Origin of the sequence: Castellaniella ginsengisoli, assembly GCF_040955415.1 — a bacterium.
In the GTDB taxonomy this organism is placed as follows: domain Bacteria; phylum Pseudomonadota; class Gammaproteobacteria; order Burkholderiales; family Burkholderiaceae_B; genus Castellaniella; species Castellaniella ginsengisoli.
In genome coordinates this window covers 1174583-1194659 of record NZ_CP158257.1, presented here as the reverse complement: position 1 = coordinate 1194659, position 20077 = coordinate 1174583, and the positions used below count along the sequence as shown (strand labels likewise).

At 66.9% G+C, this 20077-nt stretch carries 21 protein-coding genes; 8 read left to right on the top strand and 13 right to left on the bottom strand.

Annotation, left to right across the window (positions count from 1 at the left end):
* Positions 1-4: 4 nt before the first annotated feature.
* Together rplN and ABRZ00_RS05575 are read right to left on the bottom strand one after the other, a co-directional pair.
* Complete coding sequence (gene rplN / locus ABRZ00_RS05580; protein ID WP_153231433.1) at positions 5-373, bottom strand: 50S ribosomal protein L14; 369 nt, start codon at positions 371-373, stop codon at positions 5-7.
* Between the two features lie 337 nt (positions 374-710).
* Entirely contained in the window at positions 711-2609 is a 1899-nt protein-coding gene (locus ABRZ00_RS05575; protein ID WP_368642682.1) for an EAL domain-containing protein, read from the bottom strand.
* A gap of 173 nt (positions 2610-2782) precedes the next feature.
* Between ABRZ00_RS05575 and ABRZ00_RS05570 the strand changes: the two genes are divergently transcribed.
* From ABRZ00_RS05570 to ABRZ00_RS05535, 8 genes are all read left to right on the top strand, one after another.
* A complete protein-coding gene (locus tag ABRZ00_RS05570; protein WP_368642683.1) occupies positions 2783-3460 on the top strand; it encodes a TetR/AcrR family transcriptional regulator in 678 nt (225 codons plus the stop codon).
* Positions 3457-5802 (top strand): acyl-CoA dehydrogenase, encoded by a 2346-nt coding sequence (locus ABRZ00_RS05565; RefSeq protein WP_368647865.1) that lies wholly within the window; start codon positions 3457-3459, stop codon positions 5800-5802. The genes ABRZ00_RS05570 and ABRZ00_RS05565 overlap by 4 nt, the downstream gene beginning before the upstream one ends.
* Entirely contained in the window at positions 5802-7094 is a 1293-nt protein-coding gene (locus ABRZ00_RS05560; RefSeq protein ID WP_368642685.1) for an acetyl-CoA C-acetyltransferase, read from the top strand. Before ABRZ00_RS05565 ends, ABRZ00_RS05560 begins: the two co-directional genes overlap by 1 nt.
* A 1-nt stretch (position 7095) precedes the next feature.
* A complete protein-coding gene (locus tag ABRZ00_RS05555; RefSeq protein ID WP_368642686.1) occupies positions 7096-9018 on the top strand; it encodes a 3-hydroxyacyl-CoA dehydrogenase NAD-binding domain-containing protein in 1923 nt (640 codons plus the stop codon).
* 245 nt (positions 9019-9263) lie between these two features.
* Positions 9264-10610, top strand: a complete 1347-nt coding sequence (locus ABRZ00_RS05550) for an OmpP1/FadL family transporter (protein ID WP_368647864.1) — start codon at positions 9264-9266, stop codon at positions 10608-10610.
* A 22-nt stretch (positions 10611-10632) separates the two neighbouring features.
* The gene (locus ABRZ00_RS05545) at positions 10633-11160 is read left to right on the top strand and encodes a DUF4442 domain-containing protein (RefSeq protein ID WP_368647863.1); all 528 of its coding nucleotides are present in this window, start codon (positions 10633-10635) and stop codon (positions 11158-11160) included.
* Positions 11157-11807: a chalcone isomerase family protein gene (locus tag ABRZ00_RS05540; protein WP_368647862.1), complete on the top strand. Its 651-nt coding sequence runs from the start codon at positions 11157-11159 to the stop codon at positions 11805-11807. The genes ABRZ00_RS05545 and ABRZ00_RS05540 overlap by 4 nt, the downstream gene beginning before the upstream one ends.
* Before the next feature lie 22 nt (positions 11808-11829).
* On the top strand, positions 11830-13500 hold the full coding sequence (locus tag ABRZ00_RS05535; RefSeq protein ID WP_368647861.1) for an AMP-binding protein: 1671 nt from the start codon (positions 11830-11832) through the stop codon (positions 13498-13500).
* Between the two features lie 54 nt (positions 13501-13554).
* Here the strand turns inward: ABRZ00_RS05535 and ggt are convergent, their stop codons facing one another.
* From ggt to rplD, 11 genes are all read right to left on the bottom strand, one after another.
* The gene (gene ggt, locus ABRZ00_RS05530; RefSeq protein WP_368647860.1) at positions 13555-15330 is read right to left on the bottom strand and encodes a gamma-glutamyltransferase; all 1776 of its coding nucleotides are present in this window, start codon (positions 15328-15330) and stop codon (positions 13555-13557) included.
* A 58-nt stretch (positions 15331-15388) separates the two neighbouring features.
* Complete coding sequence (locus tag ABRZ00_RS05525) at positions 15389-15799, bottom strand: ribonucleotide reductase subunit alpha (protein WP_368647859.1); 411 nt, start codon at positions 15797-15799, stop codon at positions 15389-15391.
* Positions 15800-16003: 204 nt separating this feature from the next.
* Positions 16004-16285: a 30S ribosomal protein S17 gene (gene rpsQ / locus ABRZ00_RS05520; protein WP_343834867.1), complete on the bottom strand. Its 282-nt coding sequence runs from the start codon at positions 16283-16285 to the stop codon at positions 16004-16006.
* Position 16286: 1 nt separating this feature from the next.
* Positions 16287-16478, bottom strand: coding sequence for a 50S ribosomal protein L29 (gene rpmC / locus ABRZ00_RS05515; protein ID WP_343834866.1), 192 nt, complete (start codon positions 16476-16478; stop codon positions 16287-16289).
* An 11-nt stretch (positions 16479-16489) separates the two neighbouring features.
* The gene (rplP, locus tag ABRZ00_RS05510; protein ID WP_043678990.1) at positions 16490-16906 is read right to left on the bottom strand and encodes a 50S ribosomal protein L16; all 417 of its coding nucleotides are present in this window, start codon (positions 16904-16906) and stop codon (positions 16490-16492) included.
* Positions 16907-16908: 2 nt separating this feature from the next.
* Positions 16909-17700, bottom strand: coding sequence for a 30S ribosomal protein S3 (gene rpsC, locus ABRZ00_RS05505; protein ID WP_343834863.1), 792 nt, complete (start codon positions 17698-17700; stop codon positions 16909-16911).
* Between the two features lie 9 nt (positions 17701-17709).
* A complete protein-coding gene (rplV, locus tag ABRZ00_RS05500; protein WP_043678994.1) occupies positions 17710-18039 on the bottom strand; it encodes a 50S ribosomal protein L22 in 330 nt (109 codons plus the stop codon).
* Positions 18040-18042: 3 nt separating this feature from the next.
* Positions 18043-18318: a 30S ribosomal protein S19 gene (gene rpsS / locus ABRZ00_RS05495; protein ID WP_043678997.1), complete on the bottom strand. Its 276-nt coding sequence runs from the start codon at positions 18316-18318 to the stop codon at positions 18043-18045.
* Between the two features lie 12 nt (positions 18319-18330).
* Positions 18331-19158, bottom strand: coding sequence for a 50S ribosomal protein L2 (gene rplB, locus ABRZ00_RS05490; RefSeq protein WP_343834862.1), 828 nt, complete (start codon positions 19156-19158; stop codon positions 18331-18333).
* A complete protein-coding gene (rplW, locus tag ABRZ00_RS05485; protein WP_343834861.1) occupies positions 19159-19455 on the bottom strand; it encodes a 50S ribosomal protein L23 in 297 nt (98 codons plus the stop codon). It abuts the gene before it with no gap.
* Positions 19452-20075, bottom strand: coding sequence for a 50S ribosomal protein L4 (gene rplD / locus ABRZ00_RS05480; protein ID WP_343834860.1), 624 nt, complete (start codon positions 20073-20075; stop codon positions 19452-19454). Before rplD ends, rplW begins: the two co-directional genes overlap by 4 nt.
* Positions 20076-20077 lie beyond the last annotated feature (2 nt).

The following is a 20077-nucleotide window of genomic DNA, read 5'->3' as shown; positions in this document are numbered from 1 at the left end:
CTCCTTACAGCACTTCGGGCGCCAGGGACACGATCTTCATGAACTTTTCGGTGCGCAGTTCGCGCGTGACCGGTCCGAAGATGCGCGTGCCGATGGGCTCGAGCTTGGCGTTGAGCAACACGGCGGCGTTGCCGCCGAAGCGGATCAACGAGCCGTCCTTGCGGCGGACGCCCTTGGCGGTACGCACCACCACGGCGTTGTAGATTTCGCCCTTTTTGACGCGCCCGCGGGGGGCCGCTTCCTTGACCGTCACCTTGATGACGTCGCCAATGGCGGCATAACGGCGCTTGGAGCCGCCCAACACCTTGATGCACATCACAGAACGCGCACCCGTGTTGTCGGCCACGTCCAGCGTGGTCTGCATTTGGATCATGATTTTTCCTGTTCCAACTTAACAACGAAGCCCAGGGCATGTACCCCCGGCCGCGCAGCCAGTTTTGGTCCCGTCAGGCCTACTTGGCTTGCCGCTTGGGGCTTGCCAGATAAGGTTCGCCAATTCGGTTGGCCAAGTACACCCTGGGTTGAAATTCGAGAACTTCCTTTGCCCGGCGCAAAAACACACAGCCCCAAGGCCATGCAAATCCGCGCCTCTTTGAAGGCAAGACAGCAATTATAGGATACCGACCAGTTCTTAGCAAGCGTTTCCTGTAAAAAACACAGGCAATGGCCACGCCATGCCAAGGATAGAAGCCGCCGCTGGCGGCCGGCGGTCAGGCAATGCGCGGCAGCGCGCCGTATTCGATGACCATCTGGCGCGTGGCCGGATCATCCGCATCGTCTATATAGACACGCATGCCCATGCCGATGGCGGTTTCGGTGACGGCCACCATCATCTGCACGCCGCCCGGACTGGCCAGCAATTCACGCACGAAGGCGCCTCCCAGCTTGACGTAGGTGAAGTCGATTTCGTGAATCTGGCGCAGGGCGTCGGGCTGCTGATCCAGGCCGCGCAGGCCGACATGCAGCCCGGCTTCGATCGCGCCCTGGGCGAAGGCCCGGAAAGCCTCGTGGTGGCGGCTCAGGCCGTAGGCGTCCAGCTCCACCGCCAGGCGATGCAGCAGTTGCGCGTCGGCATTGCGGCAGATCTGGCGGATTTCCTCCAGATACTGCGGGTCGAGGACCGAGGCGATCGACATGCGGATGACCAGAACGCCATCGTGCTCACCCAGCCAGTTCAGCGCCAGGCACAGCGCGCGCAGGTCACAGGCCGGCGACAAGCCCAGGCGCGCTGCGGCCGGCATGAACAGGAAGCCGGACATGCGCGGCTGGTCGGGTTCGTCCTCCTGGAGAACCAGCGCGGCCTCGTAACGCTCTGGAACGTCGTCGCCCTCGTACTGGACGCGGCGCACGTCCAGCGACAGGCGGTCGTGGTCCAGCGCCTGGGTGATCAAGGTGCGCCAAGACGCCTCGCCCATGAGCAATTCGCCGTCCTCGTGGTCGGCGTAGGACAGGAATTCGATTTCCTCGTGCCCGGCGCTCTCGGCGCACATCAGGGCCTGGTCCAGGCGCGTCAGGACTTCCTTGGGCGTGCACTGCACGGTGTAGTCCGTCAGGGCGAAGGCCCAGCGCGACAGGTTATGGCTGTCGAGCTTGACCCGCAGGGTTTCCAGCAAGGCGCGCAGCCGCTGCACCGGGCGCATGACCTCGGGGCCGCCGCCCACCGGGAACAGCACCACGAAATCGCTGCCCGTCAGCCGGGCGGGCAAGGCCCGCGCCTGCGGGTTTTCATTCAGCAGTTCAATGATGCGCCGCCCCAGCAGCCGCAGCCAGTCGTCCAGTTCCTGGCGACTGGTCTGGTTCTGCAGCCGCGCCATGTCGCGGCTGCGCACCAGCAGCACGTAGCCGCTGACCGCGCCTTGGCGGGAATCGTCGCGCAGCATGCGCTTGAGTTCATTGAGAAAGTAGCTGCGGTTGGCCAGGCCGGTGACCGGATCGCGGTTGAGTTCGATTTCCAGCCGCTCGATGCGCGCCATCTGCTCGTCCATCGTGGGCGCGACGCGCTCGCGGACGTCGTCCATGAGCTCGGCGTCCTCGACGGGTTCGGTGCGCTTGATCTTGATTTCGGGCGCGTCGGCCGCGGCGGAAGCGGCAAGTTCGCGCCGCACCCGGGCCATCAGCGCAACCACGAACAAGGCCCAGAAGGCCGCCAGCCCCAGCGCCAGCCAGGTCCATTGCGATACATGCGCCCAGAGGGCGTCGCGCGCGGGCCCGGGATCCAGCGTCAGCCGCAGCGCTCCCACGCCCGCGACTTGCCGTGACGCCTGGTGGGGCTGGATATCGACCAGCGCAGTGAACCAGTCCGGCGCGTCGCCGGTGGAATGCGCGGTGCGGCGGGACTGGAAAGCGGGCGCCGCGGGGTCGTCGGGCGCGAGATCCAGATCGGCGAAACGCCCCTGCTGGAAGGCCGCCTCCAGCACCCGCACGCGGGCCTCGGCGCCAGGCTGGGCGCTCACCAGCAGGGCCAATGTGGCGGCGGCGTTTTCGCCATCGGTCTGCAGTTGGGCGTCGAGCCGGCGTTCCATCAGACTGGTGCCCATCGCCAGCATGCCTACCAGAATGCAGGCGATCACCAGGGATGAAATCACCAGCAGCTGTCGCACGGAAGCCATCGCGAACCCTTCAGATCATGGAAACGAACGTGTGGAAGTGTATCCTGGACGCGGCATTTCCCCAAGAAACAAACACCGGCACACAACTGCGGCCTCCTTATCCTAGGGGGTAACACGGATACCCAATCCCGACAGACTGTGTATAGTTTTAAAACAAACGTTTGAATTGATTCATGGCCACTACTCGCTCGATCCTCACTCGCGATGCCATTCTCAATGCCGCCGAACGCCTGTTCGCCGAGCATGGGCACGACAACACCTCCATGCGCCAGATCACCCGGGCGGCGCAGGTGAACCTGTCCGCCGTGAACTACCACTTCGGCTCCAAGGATGCGCTGATCGAGGCCGTCTTCCAGCGCCGCCTGGATGCGCTCAACGACGAGCGCCTGCGCATCCTGGACGCCCTCGAAGCCAAGGCCGGCGGCCAGCCGCTCAAGCCCTCGTCCATCGTTGAAGCCTATTTCGGCCCCCTGGTGCGTCATGCCTGCAGCGCCGGGGCCGAGCGGCGCGCCTTCATCCCGCTGCAATCGAACACCATGTCCGACCCCAACGGCGCCATCAGCGCCTTGTTCGCCACCGAGCGTTCCGTGGTCGCGCACCGCTTCACCCGCGCCCTGCTGACCTCGTTGCCAAGCGTGCCGGAAGCCGAGATCGTCTGGCGCTTTCACTTCATGCTGGGCGCCACGGCCTACGCCCTCATGGGCGTCGAGAGCTCCAGCCGGGCCATGAACCTGCCCGATGACACCAACATCGACGCCCAGGCCCTGCTCGACCGCCTGATGGCCTTTCTGCTGGGCGGCCTGCGCGCACCGCTGCCGCTGGGCTCACTTTCAGGAGCACAGACATCATGACGTTCCTGCTGATTCTCCTCATCCTGCTGCTGGTGGCCGCCGCCTTCGTGCTGTCCAACCGCGACTTGCGCACCCGCCACCTCAGCCGTCCCCTTTACCAAGTCTTCCGCCGCATCCTGCCGCGCATGTCGGATACCGAACGCGAGGCCCTGGAAGCGGGCACCGTCTGGTGGGAAGGCGAACTCTTCCGCGGCCGGCCCAGCGCCCGCGCCCTGCATGCCATCCCGGCGCCGCGCCTGTCCGGGGACGAACAGGCCTTCCTGGACAACGAAGTCGAGACCGTCTGCGCCCTGGTGAACGACTGGCAGGTCACCCGCCGCGACCAGGACATCCCCGCCGAAGCCTGGGACTACATCAAGACCCACCGCTTCTTCGGCATGATCATTCCCAAGGAATACGGCGGCCTGGGTTTTTCGGCGCTGGCGCATTCCGCCGTGGTCGCCAAGCTGTCCACCCGCTGCTCCGCATTGTCGGTCACCGTCATGGTGCCCAATTCCCTGGGGCCCGCCGAACTGCTGCTGCACTACGGCACAGACGAACAGAAGAACCACTACCTGCCGCGCCTGGCGCGCGGCGAGGATATCCCGGCCTTCGCCCTGACCAGCCCCTGGGCCGGCTCGGACGCCGCCGCGATCCCCGATCACGGGGTCGTCTGCAAGGGCGAATGGCAGGGCCGCGAGGTCCTGGGCATGCGCGTCACCTGGGACAAGCGCTACATCACCCTGGGGCCGGTCTGCACTCTCCTGGGCCTGGCCTTCCGCCTGTATGACCCCGACGGCCTGCTGGGCGACGCGCCCGACCTGGGCATCACCTGCGCGCTGGTGCCGTCCGACCACCCCGGCGTGGAAATCGGCCGCCGCCACTTCCCACTGGACGCCATGTTCATGAACGGCCCCACGCGCGGGCGGGATGTGTTCATGCCGCTGGACTTCATCATCGGCGGGCCCGACATGGCCGGCCAGGGCTGGCGCATGCTGATGGAATGCCTGGCGGCGGGACGTTCGATCTCGCTGCCGTCATCCTATACCGGCATGGCCAAGCTCACGGCGCGCGCCGTGGGCGCCTACACCGTGGTGCGCGACCAGTTCCGCACCCGCATCCACAAATTCGAGGGCGTGGCCGAGGCCCTGGCCCGCATCGGCGGCCATACCTATCTGATGGACGCGGCCCGCGTGATGACGGCCGGCGCCGTGGATCTCGGCGAAAAGCCCGCCGTGGTCTCGGCCATCGTCAAATACCACGTCACCGAGCGCGGCCGCATCGTGGTCAACGACGGCATGGACATCATCGGCGGCAAAGGCATCTGCCTGGGGCCGCAGAATTTCCTGGGCCGCGCCTACCAGCAGCTTCCGGTGGGCATCACGGTCGAGGGCGCCAACATCCTCACGCGCAGCCTGATCATCTTCGGTCAGGGTGCGATCCGCTGCCACCCCTATGTGCTGGATGAAATGCACGCTGCCCAGGCCGCCGATCCGGAACAAGGCCTGCAAGACTTCGACCGCGCCTTCTGGGGCCATGTGCGCCATACCACGACCAACGCGCTGCGCGCCGTCGGCCATGGCTTCACGAACGCCCTGCTGGCCCGCCCCGACACCACCGTCGCGCCTGAAATGGCGCGCTACTACCGGCAGATGACGCGATTCTCGGCGGCCTTCGCCACCCTGGCCGACGTCTCCATGCTGACGCTGGGCGGCTCGCTGAAGCGGCGCGAATCGATCTCCGCCCGGCTGGGCGACATCCTGTCGCAGCTCTATCTGATTTCCGCCGTCCTCAAGCGCTACCAGGACGAGGGCCGCCAGGCCGACGACGCGCCGCTGGCGCACTGGGCGATCCAGGATGCCTTCTGCCGCGCCCAGGATGCCTGCGCCGGCGTCCTGGCCAATTTTCCCAACCGACCCCTCGCCTGGGTCTTGCGCGCATTACTGTTCCCCTGGGGCCGGCCGTTCACCGCGCCGTCCGATGCGCTCTCCATGGCCGTGGCCGACGCCATCAGCCAGCCCGGCGGCGCACGCGACCGGCTGACGCGAGGCGCTTACGTCCCGCGCGATCCGGCCGAGCCCGTCGGCGCCATCGAAGTCGCCTTCTCCGCCGTGCTGGATACGCAGGCCATCGAGGCCCGCATGCGCGAATTCGAGAAGGCCGGCCGCGTGCCGGCCGCCGACCCGCGCGCCAATGTGCGCGACATGGCCGAGGCCGTCCATGCGGCCGGCGGCCTCACCGACGATGAGCTGCAACGCCTGCGCGCGCGCAACGCGCTGCGGGACCGCGTCATCGCCGTGGATGACTTCGCCCCCGATTTCCAGGGCCCGTCCAATACCGACACCACGGGAGAGCGATCCTGATGGCCTTCGAACCCGTCTACATCATCGATGGGGCGCGCAGCCCCTTCCTCAAGGCCCGCAACGCGCCGGGGCCCTTCTCCGCGTCCGACCTGGCCGTGCAGACGGGCCGCGAACTGCTGCTGCGCCAGCCCTTCGCGCCCACCGAGCTGGACGAAGTCGTGATCGGCTGCGCGGCGCCCTCGGCCGACGAAACCAATATCGGCCGGGTGATCGCGCTGCGCCTGGGCTGCGGCGAGCACGTGCCGGGCTGGACGGTGATGCGCAATTGCGCCTCGGGCATGCAGGCGCTGGATTCCGCCGCCATGGGCCTGCAGACCGGCCGGCACGGCCTGGTCCTGGCCGGCGGCGTGGACGCGCTATCGCGCGCGCCGCTGCTGTTCCCCGATGAAATGGTCCATTGGCTGGCCCAATGGAACCAGACGAAGCGCTGGTCGCAGCGCCTGCCGCTGCTGCGCCGCTTGCGCCCCGCCTACTTCACGCCCGTGATCGGCCTGCTCAAGGGGCTCAGCGATCCGGTGATCGGCCTGTCCATGGGGCAAACCGCCGAAAACCTGGTCCACCGCTTCGGCCTGACACGCGAACAGCTCGACGCCTATGCGGCGCAAAGCCATGCCCGCGCCCTGGCGGCGCGCGCCCGCGGCGCCTTCGACGAAATCGTGCCCCTGGTCGATGCCAAGGGTGCGTTGTACGCCGAGGACGATGGCGTGCGGGCGGATTCCACGCCCGAGAAGCTTGCCCGGCTCAAACCTGTCTTCGACAAGCCCTACGGCAACATCACGGCGGGCAACAGCTCCCAGGTGACCGACGGCGCGGCGCTCCTGCTGCTGGCTTCCGAACGCGCCGTGCGCGAGCGGGGTCTGCGGCCCATCGCCCGCATCGTCGACGCACAGTGGGCCGCTCTGGACCCCGCCGTCATGGGCCTGGGCCCCGTACACGCGGCTTCGGCTATACTCGCGCGCCACGGTCTGGAACTGAATGATCCGGACTTGTGGGAAATCAATGAAGCCTTCGCCGCACAGGTGCTAGGCTGCCTTGCCGCCTGGCGCGACGAAACGTGGTGCCGGGAGCACCTGGGTCGCGGCGCACTGGGAGATCTGGACATGGATCGGTTGAACGTAGACGGCGGCGCCATCGCACAAGGCCATCCGGTGGGGGCCTCGGGCGCGCGCATCGTGCTGCACCTGGTGCGCGCCTTGCAGGCGCGCGGGTTGCACCGGGGCATGGCCGCCATCTGCATTGGCGGCGGCCAGGGCGGCGCCATGCTGGTCGAACTCTGCACGCAGGAGGGCTGACATGAGTTTCGCCTCCCTGAACCTGCGCCATTTCCGCTGCGACACGGACCCGCAAGGCATCGCCTGGCTGACCATCGACTGCGCCGACAGCAGCGTCAACCGCCTGTCGGGCGAGGTGCTGACGGAACTGGGCCGCGTCCTGGAGTACTTTCAGTCCGCTCCGCCCGCCGCGCTGGTGATCCGCTCCGGCAAGGCCGCAGGCTTCATCGCGGGCGCCGACATCCATGAATTCTCTCAACTGGACGACGCCGCGGCCGCGCGCGCCTTCGTCGAGCGCGGCTGGACGGTCTTCAACCGCCTGGCGGCGGTGTCCTGGCCGACCCTGGCGCTGATTCAGGGGCACTGCATGGGCGGCGGCCTGGAGCTGGCCCTCGCCTGCCGCTACCGGATCGTCGTGGACCAGCCCGATACGCGCCTGTCGCTGCCCGAAGTCATGCTGGGCATCTTCCCGGGCTGGGGCGGCATGCTGCGCCTGCCCCGGCGCGTGGGGGCTCCCCTGGCCCTGGACATGATGCTGACGGGCCGCGCCTTGAATGCGCGCCGCGCGGCATCCGCCGGCCTGGCCGACCTGTGCGTGCCGCCCCGCCTGGCGGAGCGGTCCGCCGCATGCCACGTCCTGTCCGGGCAACCGGTGCGCGGCCCCCGGGGCAAAGACGCCTGGCTCAGCCACCCGATCCTGCGGCCGCTGCTGCTGCGCCAGGCCCGCAAGACCCTGGACAAGCGCGATCCGCAGGGCCACTATCCGGCCCCGCGCGCCATCCTGGAAATCTGGGCGCATCACGAAGGCGACGCGCTGGCCGCGCCCGGGCTGATCGAGGGCATCGTCCAGTCGGACACCGTCCGCAACCTGCTGCGCGTCTTCCACATGCAGGAACGCCTCAAGGCCTTCGGCAAGGCCTCAGACCGGCCGCCCGTACACCGCGTCCACGTGGTGGGCGCAGGCGTGATGGGCGGCGACATCGCCGCCTGGTGCGCCCTCAAGGGGCTGACTGTCACCCTGCAGGACACAGACCGCGCACGCATCGCCCAGGCCATCGGCCGCGCCCAGGCGCTGTATGCCCGCCGGATCAAGCCCGCCCGCGAAGCGAGGCTGGCCGCCGACCGCCTGATCCCGGATCCGGACGGCCAGGGCATCGACCACGCCGACCTGGTCATCGAGGCCATCAGCGAAAACCTGGAGGCCAAGCGCGGCCTGTACGCCCTGATCGAGCCGCGCCTGAAAGACGGCGCGCTGCTGGCGACCAACACCTCCAGCCTGTCCCTGGAGGATCTGGGCCGGGATCTGGCGCGGCCGGACCGCCTGGTCGGCATCCATTTTTTCAATCCCGTGGCGAAGATGCCGCTGGTCGAAGTCGTGGCCGCCGAGGCCACCGACCCGGACGCTCAAACCGCCGCCTGCGCTTTCGTCGGCCGCATCGGCAAGCTGCCCCTGCCGGTCAAGAGCGTGCCCGGGTTCCTGGTCAACGCCGTGCTGGCGCCCTACATGCTGGAAGCCATGCGCTGCGTGGACGAAGGCCTGCGCCCCGAGACCATCGATGCCGCCATGCAGGCCTACGGCATGCCCATGGGGCCGATCGAACTCATCGACACCGTGGGCCTGGACATCGCCCGCGACGCCGGCGCGCAACTCACCGGCCAGGCCGAGCCGCCCGCCTGCCTGGCGCGCCATCTGGAACGCAATGAACTGGGCCGGAAATCCGGCCAGGGCTTCTACCGCTGGCGCGAGGGCAAGCCCGTCCGCGCCGAAGCCGGAGCGGCCCCGGCCGGGCTGGCACGCCGCCTGCTGCAACCCTTGATCGATGCCACGCACCGCCAACTGGCGGCGGGCGTCGTCGCCGATCCCGAACTCGCCAATGCCGGCGTGATTTTCGGGACGGGCTATGCACCCTACACGGGGGGACCTATGACACTCGACGACGATTGATTTCGCCCTGATGCCGGGCTGAGAGCCCGGTAGGACACCGCTGACCCGAAAAACGCTGCGCCGACCGCGCGGCGCGGGGTTTTTTGCGCCTTTTATTTGACAGGCCGCAGCCACCTGCTGCGCGGCCGGAGGGCGTTTGTTTCCAATTTTATCCCTAAACCCGGCGCAGTCGTCCGGGAAGTACCTATCAACAGGCAGGCATGCCTGTGCACTAAGACGACTTTCATCTATCAACCGGAGGTAACATGATGAAAACGCAACACCCGATCAAGACCTTATCGGCCCTGATCCTGGGCTTGGGTGCCATGGGCGCCGCCCACGGCGCAGGCTTCCAACTGCTGGAGCAAAACGCCAGCGGCCTGGGCAACGCCTATGCCGGTTCCGCCGCCATCGGTGAGAACGCCAGCGCCAACTTCTTCAACCCCGCCAGCATCACCTTGCTGCCGGGCATGAACGTCAGCGCCGGCGCGGTGGCGATCAAGCCGAGCTTCAAGTTTTCGGACGGCGGCAGCACGGGGCCGACGCACTTCGCCGGCAACCCGCTCGGCCCCCTGGGCGCCCGACCGACCGGCGGTGCCGATGGCGGCGATGCCGGCTCCTGGGCCGCCGTGCCCAACGCCCACTTCACCTGGGAGGTCAACCCGCGCGTCTGGCTGGGTCTGAGCGTGGGCGCCCCCTTCGGCCTGATGACCGACTACGAGAAGGGCTGGGCCGGCCGCTACCACTCGGAAAAATTCGCCATCGAGAGCATCAACATCAATCCGTCCATCGCTTTCAAGGCCACCGAGACGCTGTCGGTCGGCTTCGGCCTGAACTGGATGCATCTGGATGCGGACTACAGGAAGGCACAGTACGCGTATCTGGCTCCCGTTCCGGGCATGAGCGGCGACTTGGAAGCCCGGGTCAAGGCCAAGGGCGACGGCTGGGGCTGGAACGCCGGCCTGATGTGGCAGGCCACGCCGGACACGCGCTTCGGCCTGTCCTACCGCTCCAAGGTCAAGATCGATGCGGACGGCACCACCAAGGTCAGCAATCGGTCGTTGAGCGCCGCCGGTGCCGGCGTCCTCACCGGCATGGGTGTCATCGGCTCCCACAATGCCGAAACCACCGTCGAGCTGCCCGACACCGCCACCCTGAGCGTGGTCCACCAGTTGAACGAGCGCTGGACCTTGCTGGGCGACGTGTCCTGGACGGGCTGGAGCAGCATCCCGAACTTGAAGATCAAGAACACCGGCATCCCGGACGCCGAGCTGGACCTGCGCTTCAAGGATGCCTGGCGCGTGGCCCTGGGCGCAAACTACCGCCACAGCGACCGCTGGACCTTCAAGGGCGGCGTGGCCTGGGACCAGTCGCCGGTGCAGGACGACGCCTTCCGCCCCGCCTCTCTGCCGGACAACGACCGCTACTGGGTGTCCGTGGGCGCGCAATACAACTTCAGCAAGAACACCGCCATCGACGTCGGCTACGCCCACCTGTTCGTGAAGAACACCTCGGTGAACAATACCTCCGATCCCCGGGGCGCGGGCGTGCTGAAGGGCGACTACAAGAGCAGCGCGGACCTGATCGGCGTGCAGTTCTCGCACCGCTTCTGATCGTGGCCACCGTGAGCCTGGCATGAAGTTGTCGCAGTTGAAACGCCTGCCGCCCCGGTGGCGGGCGCGCGCCATGCGCACGGGCTTCAACCTGCATCCGGCCTTCCGCGCGACGGGAGGCCGGGTGGAATATGTATCCCACGATCTGCTGCACGTGCGCGTGCGCCTGGCGCTGACGCGGCGCACGCGCAACATCGTGGGCTCGCTCTTCGGCGGTTCGCTGTTCGCCGTGACGGACGGCGTGCACGTCGGCATGCTGATGGCCCGCCTGGGGCGGGACGCCATCATCTGGGACAAGGCCGCCGAAATCCGCTACCGCAAACCGGCCTTTCGCACGCTGTACGCGGATTTCATCCTGACGGAGGCCGAACTGCAGGACATCCGCGACACGCTGGACCGCGACCACGAGACCGAACGGGTCTACCAGGTCAACCTGAAGGATGCCGAGGGCACGGTGCACACGGAAGTCCGGCGCACCATCTACCTGGCCGACAAGGCCTATTACAAACAACGCAAGCCGCGCACCGACGCGGCGGGAGACGAAACATGACTCACCCGAACACATTGCCCGATGCGGCGCGGCACGCGCGCGGCGCGCTGCTGCGCAAGGCGCTGCCCCCCTTCGCGGCCCTGGTCCTGGCGGCCGCCGGCCTGTGCGCGGCCCCGCCCGCCCTGGCCCTGACCGTGGCCAACGTGGACGTGCCGGAACAGCAGTCGGTCGCCGGCCAGAGCCTGGTGCTCAATGGCGCCGGATTGCGCCAGCGCTTCGTCTTCCACGTCTACGTCGCCGCCCTGTACCGGCTGCAGCCGACACAGGACGCCGACACGATCCTGACCAGCCCCGAGCCGCAGATGCTGCGTCTGACGCTGCTGCGCGACATCAACAGCAAGGCGCTGACCGATGCGCTGAACGACGGCCTGAAAGCCAACTGCACCGAGGCCGAGCTGCGCGACATGGCCGACACGATCGCCCATTTCGAGGCGTTCATGAAAACCGGCGGCGAGGGCGCCTCCGGCGATCTGGTGGACGTCGTTTTCAATCAGGGGACAGTCTCGGTATCATTCAAGGGAAAGGCGCTGGGGGAGGTCAAGGATCCTCGCTTCGCCACCGCGCTCCTGAAGGTCTGGCTGGGCGCCCACCCGGCCCAGGAATCCCTGAAGAAGGCCCTGCTGGGCCAGGACTCCAAAAACAACTGATAGACACATAAGGAACCGCATCATGGAACGCATCTGGCTGGAACACTACCCCGAGGGGGTGCCGGCTGACATCACCGATCAGGCCGCCGCCTTCGATTCGCTGGCCGACCTGTTCGAGCAAAGCTGCAGGCAGTATGCCGGCAACACGGCGTACATCAGCATGGGTGCATCCATGACCTACGCGCAGACACGGGACAAGGCCCAGGCCTTCGCGGCCTGGCTGCAATCCCAGGGCGTGGAAAAAGGCGACCGCGTCGCGCTGATGATGCCCAATCTGCTGCAATACCCGGTCTGCCTGTTTGGCACGCTGATGGCGGGCGCGGCGGTGGTCAACACCAACCCGCTCTATACGGCGCATGAACTGAACCATCAACTGGTCGATTCGGGCGCCACGACGGTGGTGGTGGCGGAAAACTTCGCCCACACCCTGCAGCAGGCGCTGCCCGGCACCCAGGTCAAGCGCGTGGTGGTGACCTCGCTGGGCGAGATGCTGGGCTTTCCGAAGGGGGCGATCACCGACCTGGTGGTCCGCCACGTCAAGAAAATGGTGCCCGCCTGGAAGATCCCGGGCGCCTTGCGCCTGCGCGACGTGCTGGCCGCCGGCGCCCGCGCGCCCTTCCACCCCCCGGCACTGACGCACGACGACCTGGCGGCGCTGCAATACACCGGCGGCACCACCGGCGTGGCCAAGGGCGCCATGCTGAGCCACGGCAACCTGGTGTCCAACGTCTGCCAGGCCTACGCCTGGGTGCGGCCCTTCTGCAACGGCGACCGCGAGTGCATCGTGACGGCGCTGCCCCTCTATCACATCTTTGCGCTGACGGCGAACTGCCTGACCTTCATGCGGCTGGGCGCCAGCAATCTGCTGATCGTCAATCCGCGCGACATCCCGGCCTTCATCAAAGAGATGGGCAAGGTCAGGTTCACCGCCCTGACTGGCGTCAACACCCTGTTCAATGCGCTGCTGAATCATCCCGACTTCAGCAAGCTGGACTTCAGCAGCCTGCAGACCACGTTGGGCGGCGGCATGGCCGTGCAGGAAGCCATTGCCCAGCGCTGGCTGAAAATCACCGGCAAGCCCATCGCCCAGGCTTACGGCTTGACGGAAACCTCACCCGCCGTGACCATCAATCCGCTCGACAAGGTTGATTTCAACGGCTCCATCGGCTTGCCGGTCTCGTCGACCGACGTGGCCGTGCGCAACGACAACCGCACCGTCGCCATCGGCGAGTCGGGCGAGATCTGCGTCAAGGGCCCGCAAGTCACGGCCGGCTACTGGAACCGCCCCGAGGAAACCGCCAAGGTCTTCGATGCGGACGGCTGGCTGCTGACCGGCGACATCGGCTACATGAACGACAAGGGTTACGTCTTCCTGCTGGACCGCAAGAAGGACATGATCCTGGTGTCGGGTTTCAATGTCTACCCCAACGAAGTCGAGGCCGCCGCCATCGAGCACCCCGGCATCCTCGAGGCGGCCGCGATCGGCGTACCCAATGGCGCTTCAGGCGAAGTGGTCAAGCTCTACGTGATCCGCAAGGATCCGAACCTGACCGAAGCCGATGTGATCGCGCACTGCCGCAAGCTGCTGACGGGCTACAAGGTGCCGAAGTACGTGGAGTTCCGCGAGGATCTGCCGCGCAGCAACGTGGGCAAGATCCTGCGCAAGGAACTGCGCAACGAGAAGAAGGCGTAGGCGGCCCGATACCGCCGGCCGGCCTCCCGGCCTTCGCGGCACGGGGGCCGGCGCTCAGTACCCGAGCGCGGCGCCGTCCGGGTTGCGCGGGTCCGAGGCCCCGTACAGCATGCCGTCGCGGATCAGGATGGTCTGTGTCCGGCCCATGGCGGGCTTGACGGCAATACGATGCCCATAGCGGCGCAACAAGGCCAGCGTATCGGGGCTGAAGCCTTTTTCGACCCGCAGCTCGTCGGGCTGCCACTGATGGTGGAAACGCGGGCGGGCGGCCGATTCCGCCGGGTTCATGCCGAAGTCGATGGCATCGGTCACGGTCTCGAGCACCGTGGTGATGATGCGCGCGCCGCCGGGGCTGCCCGTGACGAGCCACGGCCGCCCGTCGCGCAGCACGAGGGTCGGCGTCATGGACGACAGCGGCCGCTTGCCGGCCTGGATGGCGTTCGCCTCGCCGCCGATCAGGCCGTAGACATTGGCCACGCCCGGCTTGGCCGAAAAATCGTCCATCTCGTTGTTCAGCAGAATGCCGGTGCCCTCGGCCACGATGCCCGAACCGAAGTTGGTGTTCAGGGTGTAGGTGACGGCCACCGCGTTGCCCGCCGCGTCGGCCACGGAGAAATGCGTGGTCTGATCGCTTTCGTAGGGTTGCGGCCGGCCCGGCCGGACATCGGCTGCCGGCCGGGCGCGCTCGGGCGCGATGCCGGCGGCCAGATGCCGGGCATAGGCCTTGGAGACCAGGCCCGCGACGGGCACCCGGACGAAGTCCGTATCCCCCAGGTATTCGGCGCGATCCGCGTAGGCGAGCTTCATCGCCTCGGCCATGTGGTGCAGGGTGCGCGCGCTGCCCGCGCCCCACTGGGCGATGGGCCAGGATTCCATCATGTTCAGGATCTGGACCATGTGGATCCCGCCCGAGCTGGGCGGCGGCATGGTCACGATCCGATAGCCGCGGTAGGTGCCGACGATGGGCTGGCGCTCGATGGCCCGGTAGCCCGCCAGATCCTGCCGCGTGATCAAGCCGCCATGACGCGCCATCTCGGCGGCGATGCCGTCTCCGATCGGGCCCTGGTAGAAGGCGTGCGCACCCTCGCGCGCGATCAGGCGCAGGGTGCGCGCCAGGTCGCGCTGCACCAGCCGCTCGCCGGCCCGCAGAGGGCGGCCATCGCGCCAGAAGATTTTCCGCGTCGCGGGCCAGCGGCCCATGGGTTCCGCGTTCTTCGCCAGGGCATCGGCCAAGGTGGGGCTGACAGGATAGCCCCGCTCCGCCAGGCGGATGGCGGGCGCCATGACCTGCTCCAGGGGCAGCGACCCCCAGCGTGTCAGGGCATGGGTCAGGCCGGCCACCGTCCCGGGCACGCCCACCGCCTGGTGGGTGTGCAGGGAACGGCCGTCCACGACTTTTCCATGCGCATCCAGGTACATGTCGCGCGTCGCCCGCCCCGGCGCTGTCTCGCGGAAATCCAGGGCGAAGTCTTGCCCGCCGGCCTGGTGCACCATCATGAAGCCGCCGCCGCCCAGATTGCCGGCATTCGGCAATGTCACCGCCAGCGTGAATCCGACGGCCACCGCCGCATCGACGGCGTTGCCGCCCGCCCGCAGCATCTCCAGCCCCGCCCGCGCGGCCTGCGCCTGCTCCGCGACCACCATCCCATGCCGCGCGGCGACCGGATGGAAGATGTCCATCCCCGCGTCGTAAGCCGCCGCCGCAGCCTGGGTGGCGGGCGGGGCGGACCCTGGCCCGGCCGCCTGCGTTGCCGGCCGTCCGGGGGCGGCGCACGCCGCCAGCAGGCTCAGCAGGCCCAGGCACAACCAGCGATGAACGCGCTCTTTCATGAGTATCCTCTCGATGCCGGGCGGGGGCGGACGACCGGCGCGGTGGCCGGGGGCGGAATCAGGCCGCGCTGAACTGGATCGGTTCGCCGGTCCGGTCGAACGCCAGCAGCGAACTGACCGTGCCGTACTTGATCATCTGCGTCATGCGCTGGAATGCCTGATCCACGTCTTTGTTATCCGGCAGATAGGCCGTCTGGTCGGCCATGGCGGCCACGAACACGACATGCCAATCCTGGCCGGTGCGGCGCGACTCCTCCGCCAGCGCGGCGAACGTATCCAGTTCGTCCGGTGTCTTGTCCACGCACAGGATGGGCGTCAATTCGCCGCCTTCGCCCCGGGCATGGCTGGCCTTCTGTTGCGGCGTGGCATCGTCCGGCACCGAGCTGGCGGCGAAGACGAACAGCAGGCGCTGCGGCTCGGGCTGCAGGCGCGCCGCCTGCAGCAGATCGTCGAAACACGTGATGTCCATGACGGATGCCTCTTGTGAAAATTGACATGCTACAGGATTACGCCGGAGGCGCCGGTCCGCCGGCGGCGGCGGCTTGCGCCGGATCATGGCCGGTCGGCCCGGCGCGCCCATGAAAAGACCCCGCGCGAGGCGGGGTCCGGGCGGCGCGGCCGAAGCCGCGCGAAGTCGTGGCCAGCGGAGGAAATCCGCAGGCCGGCAGCGGCATCAGATGATGCGCACGGCCTCGATCAGGCGCACCACGGTCCAGGACTTGGTCTTGGAGATGGGGCGGCCTTCGGCGATTTCGACGGTGTCGCCTTCGTTGTACTGGTTGGCTTCGTCATGCGCCTTGTACTTCGCGGTGCGATTGACGAACTTGCCCAGCACGGGGTGCTTGACACGGGTCTGGACGCTGACGACGACGGACTTGTCCATCTTGTTGCTGACGACCTTGCCGACCAGCGTGCGTTGACGCTTGGCGGTATCTTTCTGGGTTTCGGTAGTCATATTACTTTCCTGCGTTCTCAGTCATGATGGTGCGGATGCGCGCGATATCGCGACGCACCTTGCCCAACTGGCTGGTGTTGGAAAGCTGCTGGGTGGCACGCTGCATGCGCAGGTTGAAGTGTGCCTTCAGCAGGCTCTCGAGCTCGGCCTGGAGCCCGGCGGCATCCTTGGCGCGCAGTTCACTGGCTTTCATATCCTGATCTCCTAGGCGCCCACGCGGCGCGACACGAAGGTCGTGCTGATGGGCAGCTTGGCGGCGGCCAGGCGGAACGCTTCGCGGGCGAGTTCTTCGCTCACGCCTTCCATTTCGTACAGCACCTTGCCGGGTTGAATTTCCGCGACCCAGAACTCCGGGTTGCCCTTGCCGTTACCCATCCGGACTTCGGCGGGCTTCTGCGAAATGGGCTTGTCCGGGAAGATCCGGATCCAGATGCGGCCGCCACGCTTGATGTGACGGTTGATGGCACGACGGGCAGCCTCGATCTGGCGAGCGGTCAGGCGGCCACGACCGGTGGCCTTCAGACCGAACTCGCCGAAGGAGACCTGGGCACCGCGCGTGGCCAGGCCGGTATTGCGGCCTTTCTGTTCCTTGCGGTACTTCCTGCGAGAGGGTGACAGCATGTTTATTCTCCTTCAGGCGCCGGAGCAGCCGAGGCGGCATCACGGCGCGGGCCACGGCCACGGCCGCGGTTGTCGCCGGGACGGCCCGGACGATCACCACGCGGCGCACGGCGCGGACGGCGTTCTTCGTCACGCGGGGCGGCGGTTTCCGGGGGCATTTCGCCGTTGGGCAGCATGTCGCCCTTGTAGACCCAGACCTTGATCCCGATGATCCCGTAGGTCGTCTGGGCTTCCGAGAAGCCGTAGTCGATGTTCGCGCGCAGCGTGTGCAGAGGCACGCGGCCTTCGCGGTACCACTCGGTACGAGCGATCTCGATGCCGTTCAGGCGGCCGGAGGACATGATCTTGATGCCCTGGGCGCCCAGGCGCATGGCGTTCTGCATGGCGCGTTTCATGGCGCGGCGGAACATGATGCGCTTTTCGAGCTGCTGGGCGATCGAGTCGGCGATGAGCTGCGCGTCGGTTTCCGGCTTGCGGATTTCCTCGATGTTGACGTGCACGGGCACGCCCATCAGGCGCTGCAGGTCGGCCTTCAGCGTTTCGATGTCCTCGCCGCGGCGGCCGATCACCACGCCCGGGCGGGCCGAGTACACAGTGATGCGGGCGTTCTTGGCGGGGCGCTCGATGATGACGCGGCCCACGGAAGCGGATTTGAGTTTCTTCTTCAGGTATTCACGCACGCGGATGTCTTCGGCGAGCATGCTGCCGTAGACCTTGTCGTTCGCGTACCAGCGAGAAGTCCAGTTGTGGTTGACCGCGAGGCGGAACCCAATCGGGTGAATTTTCTGTCCCATTGCGACTCCTTACGCCCCGACCTTGACCACGATGTGGCAGGTCTGCTTTTCGATGCGGTTGCCGCGGCCTTTGGCGCGCGCGGAAAACCGCTTCATCGATTGGGCCTTGTCGACGTAGATCGTGGTGACCTTCAGTTCGTCGATGTCGGCGCCATCATTGTGTTCGGCATTGGCGATGGCCGATTCCAGCGCCTTTTTCAGGATGCCGGCGGCCTTCTTGGGGCTGAACGTGAGGATGTTGAGGGCGTGCGCCACGGACTTCCCACGGATCAGATCCGCCACCAGGCGGGTCTTCTGCGCGGAAATATGGACGCCGCGGATGACTGCGGTAGTTTCCATGGCTTACCTCTTGGCCTTCTTGTCCGCCGCGTGCCCCTTGAAGGTGCGCGTCAGGGCGAATTCGCCGAGCTTGTGGCCGACCATGTTCTCGTTGATATACACGGGAACGTGCTGGTGGCCGTTGTGCACGGCAATCGTCAGCCCGATGAATTCGGGCAGGATGGTGGAACGGCGCGACCAGGTCTTGATCGGCTTCTTTTCTTTGCCCCCGACGGCGGCATCGACCTTCTTGATCAGATGCGCATCGACGAACGGGCCTTTCTTGATCGAACGTGACATAGTGTTCGCCCCTTATTTGCGCTTGCGGCGAGAGACAATCATATTGTCCGTCCGCTTGTTACGACGGGTCCGGTAGCCCTTGGCGGGAGTACCCCACGGGCTGACGGGTTCGCGGCCTTCGCCGGTGCGGCCTTCACCGCCGCCGTGCGGGTGATCCACCGGGTTCATGGCGACGCCACGGACCGTCGGACGCACGCCGCGCCAGCGCATTGCGCCGGCCTTGCCGATCTGGCGCAGGCTGTGATCGCCGTTGCCGACTTCGCCGATGGTGGCGCGGCAATCGATGTGAACGCGGCGGACTTCGCCGGAACGCAGGCGGACCTGAGCGTAGACACCTTCGCGGGCCAGCAGCACGGCCGACGAGCCGGCCGAGCGGGCGATCTGGGCGCCCTTGCCCGGCTGCATCTCGATGCAGTGGATGGTGGCGCCGACCGGGATGGCGCGGATGGGCAGCGTATTGCCGGCACGGATCGGCGCGTCGGCGCCGGACATGACGGTGGAGCCGACTTCCAGGCCGCGCGGAGCGATGATGTAGCGGCGCTCGCCATCGGCGTAGCACAGCAGCGCAATGTGCGCCGTCCGGTTCGGATCGTATTCCAGGCGCTCGACGCGGGCGGCGATACCGTCCTTGTTGCGGCGGAAATCGACGACGCGGTAGTGCTGCTTATGGCCGCCGCCACGATGGCGGACGGTGATGTGGCCGTTGTTGTTACGGCCGGAATGGCGCGATTGCGGTTCCAGCAGGGGGGCGTAGCCCGGGCCCTTGTGCAGCTCGGGGTGCACGACCTTGATCATGCCCCGGCGACCGGCGGACGTGGGTTTGACTTTGACCAGCGGCATTTAGTTCACCTCCGTAAAGTCGATTTCCTGCCCGGCCTTGAGCGAGACGTAGGCCTTGCGTTCGTTGCGGCGACGGCCCATGAAACGGCCGAAGCGCTTTTCCTTGCCCTTGCGATTGGCAACCTGCACGGACTCGACCTCGACCTTGAACAGCAGTTCGATGGCGGCCTTGATCTCCGGCTTGGTGGCGTCGGCGACGACGCGGAAAGCGACCTGGTTGTTCTTTTCGGCGATCATCGTGGACTTTTCGGTCACGACGGGCGCCAGGATGACTTTCATCAGACGTTCGGCATTCATCCCAGCAACTCCTCGAGTTGGGCGATCGCCGGCTTGGTGATCAGCACTTTCTTGTAGTGGACCAGGGACAGCGGATCGGCGTAGCGCGTTTCGATGACCGCCACGTGGGGCAGGTTGCGCGTCGCGAGATAGACGTTTTCGTCCAGGGCATCGGTGATGATCAGGACGGGTTCGGCAATGCCCAGATCCTTGAGCTTGGCGGCGGCCAGCTTGGTCTTCGGGGCTTCGAGGGTGAAGCTCTCAACCACGGCCAGGCGATCTTCGCGGACCAGTTGCGAGAAGATGGCGCGCAAGCCGGCGCGGTACATCTTCTTGTTGACCTTGTGGCTGAAGTTCTCGTCCGGCGAGTTCGGGAACGCGCGGCCACCCCCACGCCAGATCGGCGAGGAAGTCATCCCGGAACGGGCGCGGCCGGTGCCCTTCTGGCGCCAGGGCTTCTTGGTGGAGTGCTTGACCGTTTCGCGGTTTTTCTGGGCGCGGTTGCCCATGCGGGCATTCGCCTGGTAGGCCACGACGATCTGGTGAACCAGGGCTTCGTTGAAGTCGCGGCCGAAGATCTCATCGGCGGCGGCCACGGTGGCCGAGGATTGACCCTGATCATTCAGGAGCTTGAGTTCCATGA